This is a genomic window from Duganella sp. CF458 (assembly GCF_900113115.1).
Classification (GTDB): domain Bacteria; phylum Pseudomonadota; class Gammaproteobacteria; order Burkholderiales; family Burkholderiaceae_D; genus Rugamonas.
Map to the genome: position 1 here is coordinate 54,320 of NZ_FOOF01000019.1, position 14,708 is coordinate 69,027.

10 protein-coding genes are annotated in these 14,708 nt (G+C 63.9%); 6 read left to right on the forward strand and 4 right to left on the reverse strand.

What is annotated here, in order from left to right:
• Window position 1: 1 nt before the first annotated feature.
• The 3 genes from BM269_RS24730 to BM269_RS24740 are packed head-to-tail and all read left to right on the forward strand — an operon-like array spanning window position 2 to window position 2,872.
• Window positions 2-1,039, forward strand: a complete 1,038-nt coding sequence (locus BM269_RS24730) for a PLP-dependent aminotransferase family protein (protein WP_090443688.1) — start codon at window positions 2-4, stop codon at window positions 1,037-1,039.
• Window positions 1,032-2,138, forward strand: a complete 1,107-nt coding sequence (locus BM269_RS24735; RefSeq protein ID WP_139232862.1) for a hypothetical protein — start codon at window positions 1,032-1,034, stop codon at window positions 2,136-2,138. The genes BM269_RS24730 and BM269_RS24735 overlap by 8 nt, the downstream gene beginning before the upstream one ends.
• A complete protein-coding gene (locus tag BM269_RS24740; RefSeq protein ID WP_090443693.1) occupies window positions 2,135-2,872 on the forward strand; it encodes an amidohydrolase family protein in 738 nt (245 codons plus the stop codon). Before BM269_RS24735 ends, BM269_RS24740 begins: the two co-directional genes overlap by 4 nt.
• Here BM269_RS24740 and BM269_RS24745 read toward each other — a convergent pair.
• The 4 genes from BM269_RS24745 to BM269_RS24760 all read right to left on the reverse strand — a co-directional run bounded on the left by BM269_RS24745 (window position 2,869) and on the right by BM269_RS24760 (window position 7,776).
• Window positions 2,869-4,206, reverse strand: a complete 1,338-nt coding sequence (locus tag BM269_RS24745; RefSeq protein WP_090443697.1) for a sigma-54-dependent transcriptional regulator — start codon at window positions 4,204-4,206, stop codon at window positions 2,869-2,871. The two genes, BM269_RS24740 and BM269_RS24745, sit on opposite strands and share 4 nt — an antisense overlap.
• A 113-nt stretch (window positions 4,207-4,319) precedes the next feature.
• Entirely contained in the window at window positions 4,320-6,575 is a 2,256-nt protein-coding gene (locus BM269_RS24750; RefSeq protein ID WP_090443700.1) for an arginine/lysine/ornithine decarboxylase, read from the reverse strand.
• 151 nt (window positions 6,576-6,726) lie between these two features.
• Window positions 6,727-7,290, reverse strand: a complete 564-nt coding sequence (locus BM269_RS24755) for a DUF4337 domain-containing protein (protein ID WP_090443703.1) — start codon at window positions 7,288-7,290, stop codon at window positions 6,727-6,729.
• Window positions 7,291-7,293: 3 nt separating this feature from the next.
• Window positions 7,294-7,776: a dihydrofolate reductase gene (locus BM269_RS24760; RefSeq protein ID WP_090443852.1), complete on the reverse strand. Its 483-nt coding sequence runs from the start codon at window positions 7,774-7,776 to the stop codon at window positions 7,294-7,296.
• A gap of 214 nt (window positions 7,777-7,990) precedes the next feature.
• Between BM269_RS24760 and carA the strand changes: the two genes are divergently transcribed.
• Genes carA through BM269_RS30075 form a run of 3 tightly spaced genes read left to right on the forward strand, consistent with a single transcriptional unit; the run spans window position 7,991 to window position 14,696 of the window.
• Window positions 7,991-9,148 carry a glutamine-hydrolyzing carbamoyl-phosphate synthase small subunit gene (gene carA / locus BM269_RS24765; RefSeq protein WP_090443706.1) on the forward strand — a complete coding sequence of 386 codons (1,158 nt, stop codon included), beginning with the start codon at window positions 7,991-7,993 and terminating at the stop codon, window positions 9,146-9,148.
• Window positions 9,141-12,959: a carbamoyl-phosphate synthase large subunit gene (gene carB / locus BM269_RS24770; protein WP_090443709.1), complete on the forward strand. Its 3,819-nt coding sequence runs from the start codon at window positions 9,141-9,143 to the stop codon at window positions 12,957-12,959. Before carA ends, carB begins: the two co-directional genes overlap by 8 nt.
• Window positions 12,960-12,962: 3 nt before the next feature.
• Entirely contained in the window at window positions 12,963-14,696 is a 1,734-nt protein-coding gene (locus BM269_RS30075) for a methyl-accepting chemotaxis protein (RefSeq protein ID WP_090443712.1), read from the forward strand.
• Window positions 14,697-14,708 lie beyond the last annotated feature (12 nt).

Consider the following 14,708-nt stretch of genomic DNA (forward strand, 5'->3'; position numbering starts at 1 on the left):
GGTGCACGCTGACTTCACCAGCGCCCTCTACCTGGGCATGCGGCATCCTGCGCCGTCGCTGCCGGCCTGGGATGAGCTGACGCTGGGGAAGCCGGCGGCATTGGAACCGGTGCCCGGCGAGCCGGAACTTGGCGCCGCCCTCGCGCGCCTGATGGATTGCGAAGCCGCTTGCCTGCTGCCTTCCAGCCTGCACCTGTTCTGGGATCTATTCGGATGGCTGGCATCGGCGCGGGTGTCGCTGCTGGTCGACAGCGCCGCCTACCCGGTGGCGCGCTGGGGTGCTGAACGCGCCAGGTCGCAAGGCGTTCCTTTGCAGTGCTTCAGCCATGGTAGTGCCGCCCAGGCAGCGTCGTTGGCGCGGCGCTGGAGGGAGGCAGGGCGCAGGCCGGTAATCCTGTCGGATGGCTATACGCCCGGAGATGCCGCGGCACCGCCGCTGGCCTCCTACGCCGACATCGCCGATGCCAACGGCGGCTTGCTTCTGTTGGATGATACACAGGCGCTCGGCGTACTGGGCGTGGATGGCGGCGGATCAGTGGCGGAACATGGGCTTGGCGGTGCGCCGATCCTGCTGGGCGCATCGCTGGCAAAGGGATTCGGGGCTCCGCTCGCGGTGCTGGCCGGGCCGCGCAAGATGTTGGGCAGCTTCATCGCGGCCAGCGCAACGCGGGTGCATTGCAGTCCGCCCTCGGTGGTGGCGATAGCGGCAGGCCGCTGCGCGCTCGAAGCCAATCGCCGGATGGGCCGGATGCTGCGCGGCCGCTTGCGGGAACGGATAGCGCAACTGCAGGCGGTGCTGGCCGGGCGTGGGATAGGGTGCCTGGGGGGGGAATTCCCCGTGCAGCGCATCGTGCTGCCGCCTTCATGCGATGGCGAGGCCTTAAGGCGCGAATTGTCCCTGGCAGGGATAGAAGTGCTGTTGCAGGGAACACCGGCAAGGCAAATCCTGACCATGCTGCTGCGGGCTGACCACAGCCCGCAGCAGATTGCCTATGCCGCCCATTCAATCGGACAACTGATGGAGGTGCTGCATGTTTGAGACGATGGAGTTCGAATGGCGGCCCAAAGGCGGCCGCGCAATGGGCCGGCCGCGAGGCCGTCCCGCTCGCAAACCTCGCCCCGCGCCTGTGTATGGCGGCGGCTGGCCTTACCGCATGCCGGTGTTCGAGCCGCTGCCGCTGCTCGAACCGCCCGCCAGCGACGAACCAGGCCCGGATGAAGGTGACCGGGATGGCGACAGCGAGCTGCCACCGACCATCGCCCAGGCCGTCGGGCGGATGCCAGCCGCCTTGCAGCCAGCCTATGTTCCGGTCACCTCGCTTGACCGGGCACCGGGCGATGCACGCACGCAGGGGCCAGGGTTGTACTACCTGGAATTCACGGTCAACGGCCGGCGCCGCGGTTATAGCGGCCAGGCCGGGCATATGGGACAGCGCCTGGCGCAGCACCGTATCTGCGCGGGGATGATGGGCATCCGGCCCGCCGACGTCAGCGTCTACGTTGCCGCCAACCTGGCCGATGGAGCCGACCGCCGGCGGCGCGAACGGACCTTGCACGATACGATGTTCAGGCATCACCAGGGTGTGCTGACCAACCAGCGGCGCGAACTGGAACTCGCGTTGCTGGGCGAGGAACATGCAGCCCCTTGCGGTTGCAAGCGCTGCCGGCACGGCCCGTTCAGCTCCGAGCAGGAAATGGAACTGGCAATGGAGCTGCTGGGCGTGCAAAGCGAAGAGGAGCTTGAGCAATTCCTGGGCAAGATGTTCAAAGGCGTCTGGAAGGGCATCAAGAAGGTCGCCAAGCCGCTGGGCGGCATCCTGAAGGGAATTGCCAAGAAGGCCCTGCCGTTCGTCGGCGGCGCGTTGGGATCGTTTATCCCGATTCCCGGTGTGGGTACGGCGTTGGGCCGTGCGCTGGGCGGAGCGCTAAGCAATGCGCTGGAGATGGAAATGCGGGAAATGCGGGAAATGCAGGAGATGCAGGAAGTGGACCGCGAATTGGAAGTCGCGCGTCGCTTCGTGCGCATTGCCGGCAGCGCTGCGCAGGCGGCCGGCGACAGCGATGCCAGCCCGCAAGCGGTGCGGCGTGCCGTGCTGGAAGCCTTGCGAACCCATGCCCCGCACTTCGGCAAGTCATGATCATCGACTGCCACTGTCATGCCGGTCCGGGCGACGGCCTGACCGGCCCTTGGGACAGCAACGCCGCGCTGGGCCGCTATGCCCGGCGCGCGCGTGACGCCGGCATTGACCGTACCGTCCTGCTGGCAGCCTTCCATTCCGACTACGGGGCTGCCAACGCGGGCGTGGCGCGGCTGGTGGCGGCCGAACCCGAACGCTACCTGGCCTTCGCCTTCGTGCACGCCAGGCGCGATGCGGGCCGGATCGCTGCGATGGTGCGGACCGCCGTGGAGGAGTATGGCTTCGTCGGCATCAAGCTGCACCGGCACGACGCGCCGATCACCGGCGAGGTGTGTGAAGTCGCGCGGCACTTCGGGCTGCCGGTGTTGTACGACCCAGTCGGCCTGACTTCGGTGGCGGAACTGTTGGCTGGGCAATATCCGGACGTGAATTTCATCCTGCCCCACCTGGGCAGCTTTGCCGACGACTGGTCTGCGCAACTGGCCCTGATCGACCAACTGGCGCGGCACCGGAACATCTACACCGACAGCGCCGGCGTGCGCCGCTTCGACCTGCTGGAGCAGGCGATCCGCCGCGCCGGCGCGCATAAGGTCCTGTTCGGCAGCGACGGGCCGTGGTTGCATCCGGGCGTGGAACTGGAGAAGATTCGTTTGCTGCGCCTGGGGGCAGGCGACGAGGGGCTGGTCCTGGGCGGTAACCTGCTGCGGCTGATTGGTGGAGCTGGGTGGGGCTAGGCGGGCGCGGTGCGGGCCTTGCGGCGCAGTTGCAGCGTGCGGTCGGTCACCCCGAGGCGCAGGGCGGCGCGCTGGTTGTTGTCGCCCTCCTGTTGCAGCACAAGCTGGATGGCCGTGTCGGTGGCGGCCTGGCCGATGCGCGCCAGGTTGACGCCAAGGTCCACTGCGCGCCCGATGGCGTTGATAAAGGCCGCATCGGGCCAGCTGGCGCCGCCGCCAGCCGGCCGCTCTTCCGGCGGCACATCGCCGATGGTGAGCGGCCCCGGGCCGATATGCCGGTGCCAGATGCGGGCCACGGTCTGCCGCAGGTCGCGCACATTGCCGGGATAGCAGCGCGTCAGCAGGTATTGGCGAACGGCCGGATCGAGTTCGACCTCCTGTCCGGCCAGTTGGCGCAGGAAGTGCTGCACCAGCGGCAGGATATCGCCTTGCCGTTCCCGCAGCGGCGGCGTGCGGCAGCGCCAGGCCGCGATGCGGTAATACAGGTCGGCGCGGAAGGCACCGCGCTGCACTTCGGCCTCCAGATCGCGATTGGTAGCGCACACCAGGCGAAAGCGCGTCGGATGCCAGTCATTGCTGCCAACGCGGCGATATTGCTGCTCCTGGATCACGCGCAAGAGCTGCGCCTGCAGCGGCAGCGGCAGCTCGCCCACTTCGTCGAGAAACAGCACGCCGCCGTTGGCCGCGGCAAACGCGCCGTCGCGTGCGCTGTAAGCACCGGTGAAAGCGCCGCGTTCATGGCCGAACAATTCACTGCCCGCCAGCTCCGGCGACAGCGTGGTGCAATCGACGACAGTGAGCGGCCCGGACCCGCCATGCAGGCGATGGATGGCCTGCGCCAGCAAGTCCTTGCCGGTGCCGGTTTCGCCGGTGATCAGGACCGGGGAATCGGTGAAGGCCGCCACCTCGACCAGGCTTTGCAGCATGCAGCGCCACGCGGCACTTTGCCCGACCAGGCAAGCGCGTATGCGTTCGGAAGCCATGAGTTGCGCGACATCGTGCCAGCGCTCCAGGCGCGCCAGCACCTGCGGCAGGATTGCCTCGCCATTGCGCCACAAGAGCAGGTCGGATGCGCCGGCCGCAAGAACTTCCCACATGGCGTCGGCCGCCAGTTCCGCTGGTTCGCAACAGATGGCCAGCAATTGCCGGGCGCTTGCCGCTCGCAGGTTGGCGGCCAGTTCGCCGTCCCATTGATTGAATAGGAAGATGGAAGCATCGCTTTCCTGCGGTGCTTCGATGAGGGAGACGCCGGCCTCGGACAGCTCGGCCCGCAGTTTGCGGCTGGCATTGGCCGGAGGCTCCCCGGCCGCGAGAATGCAAGCTGAAAGCACCATGTAGTCGTCCCTCCGGAAGGACAGAAAGACAACTATAGTGCGAATTTGAGAGCGGCAGCTTTGAGCTTACGCAATCGCGCGCCGCGCTGCGGCGCGCGATCCACAGTGCGGATTTACTGCTTGACGCAGTCGACGAAGTAGTCTTTGCGACCGTTGACTTCACGCTTGACCAGGCCGTGCACGTCGGTCTCGAAGCCAGGGAAGCGTTCGTTGAAGTCACGTGCAAAGCGCAGGTAATCCACGATGGTCTTGTTGAAGCGTTCGCCCGGGATCAGCAGCGGAATACCCGGCGGGTAAGGCGTCAGCAGGATCGAGGTGATACGGCCTTCCAGGTCGTCCAGCGCCACGCGTTCGATTTCGCGGTGCGCCATCTTGGCGAAAGCGTCCGACGGCTTCATTGCCGGTACCATGTCCGACAGGTACATCTCGGTGGTCAGGCGCGCCACGTCGTAGGCTTTGTAGAAGTCGTGGATCTGCTGGCACAGGTCGCGCAGGCCCATTTGTTCGTAACGCGGATTGGCCGCCGAGAACTCCGGCAGGATGCGCCACATCGGGGCGTTCTTGTCGTAGTCGTCCTTGAACTGTTGCAGTGCGGTCAGCAGTGTGTTCCAGCGGCCTTTGGTAATGCCGATGGTGAACATGATGAAGAAGGAGTACAGGCCGCACTTCTCGACGATCACGCCGTGTTCCGCCAGGTATTTGGTCACGATCGAGGCCGGAATGCCGGTCTCGCCGAACTGGCCGTCCAGCGACAGGCCCGGGTTGACGATGGTGGCCTTGATCGGGTCGAGCATGTTGAAGCCCGGCTTCAGGTCGCCAAAGCCGTGCCACTTCTTGCTCTCTTCGGTGAAGATCCAGTCTTCCTGCGAGCCGATGCCTTCGTCGGCGAAGCTGTCCGGACCCCAGACCTTGAACCACCAGTCCTGGCCCCATTCCTCGTCGATCTTCTTCATCGCGCGGCGGAAGTCCAGCGCTTCCAGGATCGATTCTTCCACCAGGGCGGTGCCGCCCGGCGCTTCCATCATGGCTGCCGCCACGTCGCAGGAGGCGATGATCGAGTACTGCGGGGAAGTCGAGGTGTGCATCAGGTACGCCTCATTGAAGGCATCCTTGTCCAGCTTGACGGTCTCGGAGTCGCGCACCAGCACCTGCGATGCCTGCGACAGGCCCGCCAGCAGCTTGTGGGTCGACTGGGTCGAGAAGATCATCGACTCCTTGGCGCGCGGACGGTCCTTGCCGATCGCGTGCATGTTCTTGTAGAAGTCGTGGAAGGTGGCGTGCGGCAGCCAGGCCTCGTCGAAGTGCAGGGTATCGATCTTACCGTCCAACATTTCGCGCAGGGTTTCCACGTTGTAGACCACGCCGTCGTAGGTCGACTGGGTAATGGTCAGGATGCGCGGCTTCTTGTTGGCGGCAGCCTGGGCGAACGGGTTGTTGGCGATCTTGCGTTCGATGCTCTCCATGGAGAACTCTTCCAGCGGGATCGGGCCGATGATGCCCAGGTTGTTCCGGGTCGGCATCAGGAACACAGGGATCGCACCGCACATGATGATCGAATGCAGGATCGACTTGTGGCAGTTGCGGTCGACCACGACGATGTCGCCGGGAGCAACGGTCGAGTGCCACACCATCTTGTTGGAGGTGGAGGTGCCGTTGGTGACGAAGTAGGCGTGGTCGGCGTTGTAGATGCGCGCCGCGTTGCGCTCGGACGCGGCGACCGGGCCGGTGTGGTCCAGCAGCTGGCCCAGCTCTTCCACCGCGTTGCAGACGTCGGCGCGCAGCATGTTCTCACCGAAGAACTGGTGGAACATCTGGCCGATCGGCGATTTCAGGAACGCCACGCCGCCGGAGTGGCCAGGGCAGTGCCAGGAATAGGAGCCGTCGTTGGCGTAATGCACCAGGGCGCGGAAGAACGGCGGCGCCAGGCTGTCCAGGTAGGACTTGGCTTCGCGGATGATGTGGCGCGCCACGAACTCCGGGGTGTCCTCGAACATGTGGATGAAGCCGTGCAGCTCGCGCAGGATATCGTTGGGGATATGGCGCGAAGTGCGGGTCTCACCGTACAGGTAGATCGGGATGTCGGCGTTCTTGTGGCGGATCTCCGACACGAAGGCGCGCAGCGATGCCAGCGCCAAGTCGGTCTCTTCCAGCGAGCCGCCGCCGAATTCTTCGTCGTCGATCGACAGCACGAAGGCCGAGGCGCGCGACTGCTGCTGCGCAAACTGCGCCAGGTCGCCGTAACTGGTCACGCCCAGGACGTCCATGCCTTCATTTTCCATCGCCGCGGCGAGGGCGCGAATGCCCAGGCCCGACGTGTTCTCGGAACGGAAATCCTCGTCAATGATGACGATGGGGAAGCGGAATTTCATCGATGGTCTCCAGGCGCGACCAAGCGCCTCAAAAAAATAAGACCGGGAGTATCGCAGAAATCCGCCTCCCGGGGTATATAAATTTTGGGGTCAGGTCCTGACACCTGACACGGCGCAGCCGTGTTGGGTGTTTGGCCCTGACTCCGCATGCTTACAGCATCGCAATCACGCCCAGGCCGATGCCCACCGCGGCCACGCCGTAGGTGGCATACATCAGCCATTTACGGTTGGTCAGCAGGGTGATCGCGGCCAGTGCGATGGCGATTTGTTCAGCCGTGGTGGCCAGCGCCCATTGGTGGTGCTTGTGCAGGGCGTGGTCCGATTTATGGTCCCATTCGGCCGATTTGGCCTCCCATGCCTCGGCATCCTTCTTGATCGCGTCTTTCTCTTCCTTGTAGCGCACTACCTCGGCCTTGTATTTCTCTACTTCGGCGTTTGGCAGCAACATCGCCAGTTCGGCCAGGTTCTGCTTGGACGATTTGGCCTGGTAGTAGTTCCAGCGGTTGGACGCTTCGGTCTTGGCGATGGCCGCATTGTTCTTGAACAGGGCGGCGTCGTTCTGCGTGGCACCGCCCTGGTAGCCGAAGATGGCGCCCACGGTAGCCAGGATGGCCGTCGTCACGGCGATATTGCCGGAGAATTTGTCGTTGCTGTGCGCTGCGTGTTCCACGGCATGATCGTGCGGGCCGTGGACGTGGAAACCGTGTCCGGACATGTGTTAGTTCCTGGTAAAGCTAATAAATGAATAAGGCAGCCCGGCTGCCGAAACGTGTTCTTCACGCGCCACTTCCTGCCATTCGCCCGCGGCCAGCGCCGGGAAGAACGCATCGCACTCGTAGCTGCGGCCGATGCGGGTGATGACAAGCTTGTCGACCAGGGGCAAGGCTTGCTGGTACACCTGGGCACCGCCAATCACGAACGCCTCGCCGGTGCCGGCAACCAGCGCCTGTGCCTCTTGCAGCGAACCGACGCGCTCCACGCCCTCGTGCTGCCAATCGGCGTTGTGGCTGATGACGATATTGCGGCGATTGGGCAAAGGGCGGCCGATCGAGTCGAAGGTCTTGCGGCCCATGATAATCGGGTGGCCGGAAGTGAGGCGCTTGAAGTGCGCCAGGTCCTCAGGCAAGTGCCATGGAAGAGTGTTGTTGATGCCTATGCCATTGCTGGAATCAGTGGCAACGATAATGGTCAGATTCGTCATGGCCGACATTATATATCGGAGCACTTTGCTGTTCGGTCACGTTGCGGAATTGCGCCACCGCAAGTTATTTTGGCCCTTGAACGGCGCCTTGTGACCATTGGAGAGTTTTGACGGGGGGGGGGCGGCGTATCGTAGCTTCCAGCGCGCTAGGAATTACTGCTGAGTAATTCTGTTTGTTGGTTTTATAACGATACGGACTCCAGGAGAACCCCTGATGAAACACCCACTCAAGCATCCCCATGGGAATGCCGGGCGCGCTATTCTCGCATTGGCTGATGGCACCCTGTTTGAAGGCATCTCGATTGGTGCCAACGGCTCCACGGCTGGCGAAGTCGTATTCAATACCGCCATGAGCGGATACCAGGAAATCCTGAGTGATCCAAGCTACAGCCGCCAGATTGTCACGCTCACTTATCCGCACATCGGCAATACCGGCGTCAACCGGGAAGATGGCGAAGCGCCGTTGATCCACGCGGCAGGCCTGGTGGTGAAGGACGTGCCTTTCCTGGCTTCGAACTTCCGCAGCGAGCAAGATCTTCCGTCCTGGCTGGCGGAGCAGGGCGTGGTGGCGATCGCCGGCATCGATACCCGCAAGCTGACCCGCATCCTGCGCGAGAAGGGTGCGCAGTCCGGCGCCATCATCGCCGGCGGCGCCGTGCAAGAGGCATTGCGCCTGGCACGCGAGTTCCCCGGCCTGTCGGGCATGGACCTGGCGCAGACGGTCAGCACCGCGGCCCCGTATGAATGGACCGAGACCGAATGGATGCTGGGCCACGGCCATGGCCTCCAGATGCAGCCGCGCTGCCATGTCGTAGCTTACGACTTCGGTGTGAAAGCAAATATCCTGCGCATGCTGGCCCAGCGCGGTTGCCGCGTGACCGTGCTGCCCGCGAAAGCCGGTGCAGCCGCCGCACTGGCCCTGAAACCGGACGGGATCTTCCTGTCCAACGGGCCGGGCGACCCCCAGCCCTGCGACTACGCCATTGAAGCCGCGCGCGAACTGATTGAACGCGGCGTGCCGACCTTCGGCATCTGCCTTGGCCACCAGATCATGGCATTGGCTTCCGGCGCCCGCACCATGAAGATGAAATTCGGCCACCACGGCGCCAACCATCCTGTACAAGATATCGAGACTGGACGTGTAATGATCACCTCGCAGAACCACGGCTTTGCCGTCGATCCTGATTCGCTGCCGAATAACTGCGCAGTCACTCACATTTCGCTGTTCGACGGTTCGCTGCAAGGCTTCCGCCGCACCGACAAGCCGGCCTTCTGCTTCCAGGGGCACCCGGAGGCATCGCCCGGGCCGCACGACCTGGCGCCGCTGTTCGATCGTTTCGTCAGCATGATGGAGGGCGCGCGCCATGGCTAAGCGTACCGACATCAAGCGCATCCTGATCATTGGCGCCGGCCCGATCGTGATCGGCCAGGCCTGCGAATTCGATTACTCCGGCGCCCAGGCCTGCAAGGCCCTGCGCGAAGAGGGTTACGAAGTGGTGCTGGTGAACAGCAACCCGGCCACCATCATGACCGACCCGGGCATGGCCGATGTCACTTACATCGAGCCGATCACCTGGGAGACCGTGGCGCGCATCATTGAAAAGGAACGCCCACAGGCAGTGTTGCCGACCATGGGCGGGCAGACCGCGTTGAACTGCGCGCTGGACCTGCATCGGCACGGCGTGCTAGAGAGTTTCAACGTGGAGCTGATCGGCGCCACGCCGGAAGCCATCGACCGCGCCGAAGACCGTGCCAAGTTCAAGGCGGCCATGGAGCGCATCGGCCTGCAGTCGGCGCGTTCCGGCATTGCCCACACGATGGCCGAGGCCTGGCAGGCGCAGGAACGCCTGGGCTTCCCGGTGATCATCCGTCCGTCCTTCACCATGGGCGGCAGCGGCGGCGGCATCGCCCGCAATGCGGACGAGTTCACCGCCATCTGCCTGCGCGGCCTGGAGCTGTCGCCCACTTCCGAACTGCTGATCGAGGAATCGCTGATCGGCTGGAAGGAATTCGAGATGGAAGTGGTGCGCGACCGCAAGGACAACTGCATCATTGTCTGCTCGATCGAGAACCTGGACCCGATGGGCGTGCATACCGGCGATTCGATCACCGTTGCGCCGGCGCAGACCCTGACGGACAAGGAATACCAGATCATGCGCGACGCGTCGCTGGATGTGCTGCGCGAAATCGGCGTGGACACCGGCGGCTCGAACGTGCAGTTCGCTGTCAATCCACAGGACGGCCGCATGATCGTGATCGAGATGAACCCGCGTGTTTCGCGCTCCTCCGCGCTGGCCTCCAAGGCCACCGGATTCCCGATCGCCCGGGTTGCCGCCAAGCTGGCGGTGGGCTACACGCTCGACGAGCTGCAAAACGATATCACCGGCGGCGCCACCCCGGCTTCTTTCGAGCCTGCCATTGACTACGTAGTCACCAAGATCCCGCGCTTCGCTTTCGAGAAGTTTGCCGGCGCCAACGACCGCCTGACCACGCAAATGAAATCCGTGGGCGAGGTGATGGCGATGGGCCGCACCTTCCAGGAGTCGTTCCAGAAAGCCCTGCGCGGCCTGGATATCGGCGTCGACGGCCTGCAGCGCATTGCCACCGGCCGTGACGTGATCGAACAGGAACTGCGCCTGCCCGGCCCGCAACGCATCTGGTACGTCGGCGAGGCTTTCGCACAAGGCATGTCGCTGGCCGAAGTGAACCGCCTGTCCCACATCGACCCCTGGTTCCTGGCCCAGATCCAGGACCTGGTGGAAGTCGAGGAATGGGTAGCCACCCAGCAGTTGGGCGGCTTCGTCCGCGAGGTGCTGCGCCGCCTGAAGCAGCAAGGCTTCAGCGACCGTCGCCTGGCGGACCTGCTGGGCGTGCACGAAGACGCAGTGCGCAAGCAGCGCCATGCCCAGGGTATCCGTCCGGTGTACAAGCGCGTCGACACCTGCGCCGGCGAATTCGCGACCCGCACCGCCTATATGTACTCGACCTACGACGAGGAATGCGAAGCCCAGCCAAGCGGCGCGCGCAAGATCATGGTGCTGGGCGGCGGCCCGAACCGGATCGGCCAGGGCATCGAATTCGATTACTGCTGCGTGCACGCCGCGCTGGCGATGCGCGAGGACGGCTACGAGACCATCATGGTCAACTGCAATCCGGAGACCGTATCGACCGACTACGACACGTCCGACCGCCTGTACTTCGAATCGCTGACGCTGGAAGACGTGCTGGAAATCGTCGCCCTGGAAAAGCCGGAAGGCGTGATCGTGCAGTACGGCGGCCAGACCCCGCTCAAGCTGGCCCTGGCCCTGGAGGCGAACGGCGTGCCGATCATCGGCACCTCGCCCGACATGATCGATGCCGCCGAGGACCGCGAACGCTTCCAGAAGCTGCTGCACGAACTTGACCTGCGCCAGCCATCGAACCGCACGGCCCGCAACGAGCAGCAAGCCGTGGCCATGGCCGATGAAATCGGCTACCCGCTGGTGGTGCGTCCATCCTATGTGCTGGGCGGCCGCGCCATGGAGATCGTCCACGAACGCGCCGACCTGGAGCGCTACATGCGTGAAGCGGTCAAGGTTTCACATGATTCGCCGGTGCTGCTGGACCGCTTCCTGAACGATGCCATCGAGGTGGACGTGGACTGCGTCAGCGATGGCCGCCTGGTGGTGATCGGCGGCGTGATGGAGCACGTGGAACAAGCCGGCATCCATTCGGGCGACTCGGCCTGCAGCCTGCCGCCGTATTCGCTGTCCGAAGCCACCGTGGCGGAGATCAAGCGCCAGACCGTGCGCCTGGCGCAGGGACTGAATGTGGTGGGCCTGATGAACGTGCAATTTGCGGTACAGCGCCAGAAGGCCGATGGCCGCATGGTGGACCGGGTCTACGTGCTGGAAGTGAATCCGCGCGCCTCGCGCACCGTGCCCTTCGTTTCGAAGGCGACCGGCGTGCAGCTGGCCAAGGTCGCAGCGCGCTGCATGGCCGGCCGTTCGCTGGCGCAGCAGGGCGTCACCGCGGAAGTGATCCCGCCTTATTACAGCGTCAAGGAGTCCGTTTTGCCGTTTGCAAAATTCCCAGGCGTCGACACCATCCTCGGGCCGGAAATGAAATCCACCGGCGAAGTGATGGGTACCGGCAGCACCTTCGGCGAGGCTTTCATGAAGGCCGAACTGGGCGCCGGCGTGCGCATCCCGCAGGCAGGCTACGTGTATATGCGGGTTCGCAAGGCCGACCAGGCACGTGCCGTGGCACTGGCCCGCGAACTGGCCGATTCCGGCTACTCGCTGTGCGCCAGCGAAATCACGGCAGCCGTGCTGGAAGCGGGCGACGTGCCGGTGAATACGATTGAGGACGAAACCCTGCTTGGCTTGCTGGCCCTGCGCGAAATCGCCATGGCCGTGGTCACGGTGGACGAAAGGCGCGTGGCGATTGCCGCCACCCGCAGCCTGCGCACCGCGGCACTGGCTTCCGGCACCGTGATGTTTACCACCATCGCAGCGGCCGAGGCGGCGGCGGAAGCCCGCAAGCATGCCGATAACACCACCGTGCGCTCGTTGCAGGAGCTGCACGCCATGGTCGACGGCGAACAGCGCCGGACCCCGCCGCCTGCACCGCGTCCCGTGCCCGGTTCCATGGACCTGGCAGCGGCCGCCTGGCAGATGCCTGAGCGCCGTGCGCAGTCGCGCCAGCGCAGCGTCGGCAGGGAACCGCTCAAGGTCTTCATCCGCCAGCCGTTCACCGAATCGAATGAACACGAGCAGCGCATGATCAGCGAGATCATGCAGATGATCGACAGCGCCAACGGTTTGCCGCATGCCTTCGACTACCTGACCGGCTTGCAGGCCGAGAGCGCGGAAACCTTCCGTGCCTCGTTCGAGCGCAACCAGGGCTTGCCGTTCACGCCGCAGAATTTCCGCCGCCACCGGCTTGCTTTGCTGGACCAGGCGGACGTCATGGTCAACATCCGTGTTGGAATGAGTGAGAGCAGTGCATTCGAGTTGAGCTATCACATATTCAAGGGCCGCCGGACACCTATCCTGTTCCTGGTGTGGAAGGGCGCGCCGATTAAAACCACGCTGCTGCGCGAACTCGATGACATGGTGGATATCACCTATATCGAATTCGACGAAGTTTCGGAGCTGCGTGGCCAGTTGCATCAGTTTTTCAAATGTTTGGTAAAGGAGTGAGCAATGTTCAATAATTTCAAGATCAAGACCCTGCTGGTAGGCGTGCTGGGTTTGCTGATTGGCTTGCTGGCGATTATTGGCGGCCTCGGAATCCTGAGCGCGCAGCGCTCGGTCGGACTGGTGAAGGACGTAACGGTCGCTAACCAGAAGAACATCGCGGAGCGCAATGCCATCCGCCTGGACATGGAAACGGGGCGCAGCCAGATCCTGCAAGCCTTGCAGCACAATCCGGACTTCGCCTGGAGCAAGCTGCATGACCACCCGCTGACCAATCACTTCAATATCGTGGACGAGGTGACGGCGCGGGTGAACAAGCGCTGGGAAAGCTACCTGGCCAGCGTCAAGACTCCGGAAGAGCGCAAGCTGGCGGAAGACTGGTTCGCCAAGAGCGATGGCCTGGGTGTCGAGCATGTCCGGGCCGCCACGGCGGCAGTCAAGGAAAACCGCTGGGACGATGCGGAATCGGTCCTGATCAAGAAGATCAATCCGTCCTACCGTATCGGCGATGGCGCGCTGAAGACGCTGTCCGAGCATGCCGACAAGCGTATCGAGGCCGATGCCGCTGCGGTTGCCTCAGGCTTGAGCCGCAACAGCACCACCGTCACGGTGGTATTGCTGGGCGGCCTGGCATTGAGCGTATTCGCCGGCCTGGTCCTGATGAAGGCGATCTCGGAGCCGCTGGCGGAAGCCATGGACGTGGCCCACCGCGTTGCCGATGGCGACCTGAAAGGCCAGGCTACCGAGCATGCGGACAACGAATTCGGCGAACTGCTGCGCGCGCTGGACAAGATGCGCGACAACCTGGCCGCCATCGTGACCGAAGTGCGCGGCGGCAGCGACACGATTTCCAGCGCCTCCGCCCAGATCGCGGCCGGCAATATGGACTTGTCCGACCGCACCGGCGAGCAGGCCGCCTCGCTGGAGGAAACCGCCTCCTCGATGGAGGAACTGACCAGCACCGTGCGCCAGAATGCCGATAATGCACGCCAGGCCAACCAACTTGCCGTTTCGGCATCATCGATCGCCACCAAGGGCGGCGAAGTGGTGGAGCAGGTGGTGGCGACCATGGGATCGATCAACGAGTCGTCCACCAAGATCGTGGACATCATCGCGGTGATCGACGGCATCGCCTTCCAGACCAATATCCTGGCCTTGAATGCGGCCGTGGAAGCGGCACGTGCCGGCGAGCAGGGCCGCGGCTTCGCGGTGGTCGCCAGCGAAGTGCGCAACCTGGCGCAGCGCTCGGCCGCCGCAGCCAAGGAAATCAAGCAGTTGATCGACGATTCTGTTGGCAAAGTGGAAAGTGGCGCTAAACTGGTTAACCAGGCCGGCCACACGATGAAGGAAATCGTGACGAGCATTCAGCGTGTGACTGATATTATGGGAGAAATTACCAGTGCTACGCAGGAACAAACTGCTGGCCTGGAACAAATCCACCAGGCCATCAACGAGATGGATACAATCACGCAGCAGAACGTGGCGCTGGTGGAAGAGGCAGCTTCGGCGTCCACGGCATTGCAGGACCAGGCCACCGGCCTGTCGAAGATTGTCAGCGTGTTCCAGATCGACGGCCCGCGCCGCGAGCATCCTGCGGCGGTGCAGGCACGTGCGGTGATCCAGGCGGTGCGCACCAGGCCTGCATTGCCGGCCAAGGCCAAGCCGGCACAGCGTGACGGCAAGCCTGCGGCATCGCGCAAGGTCGCCAATAGCGAGGTAGGAGATTGGGAAGAGTTTTAATGAAGGAGCATG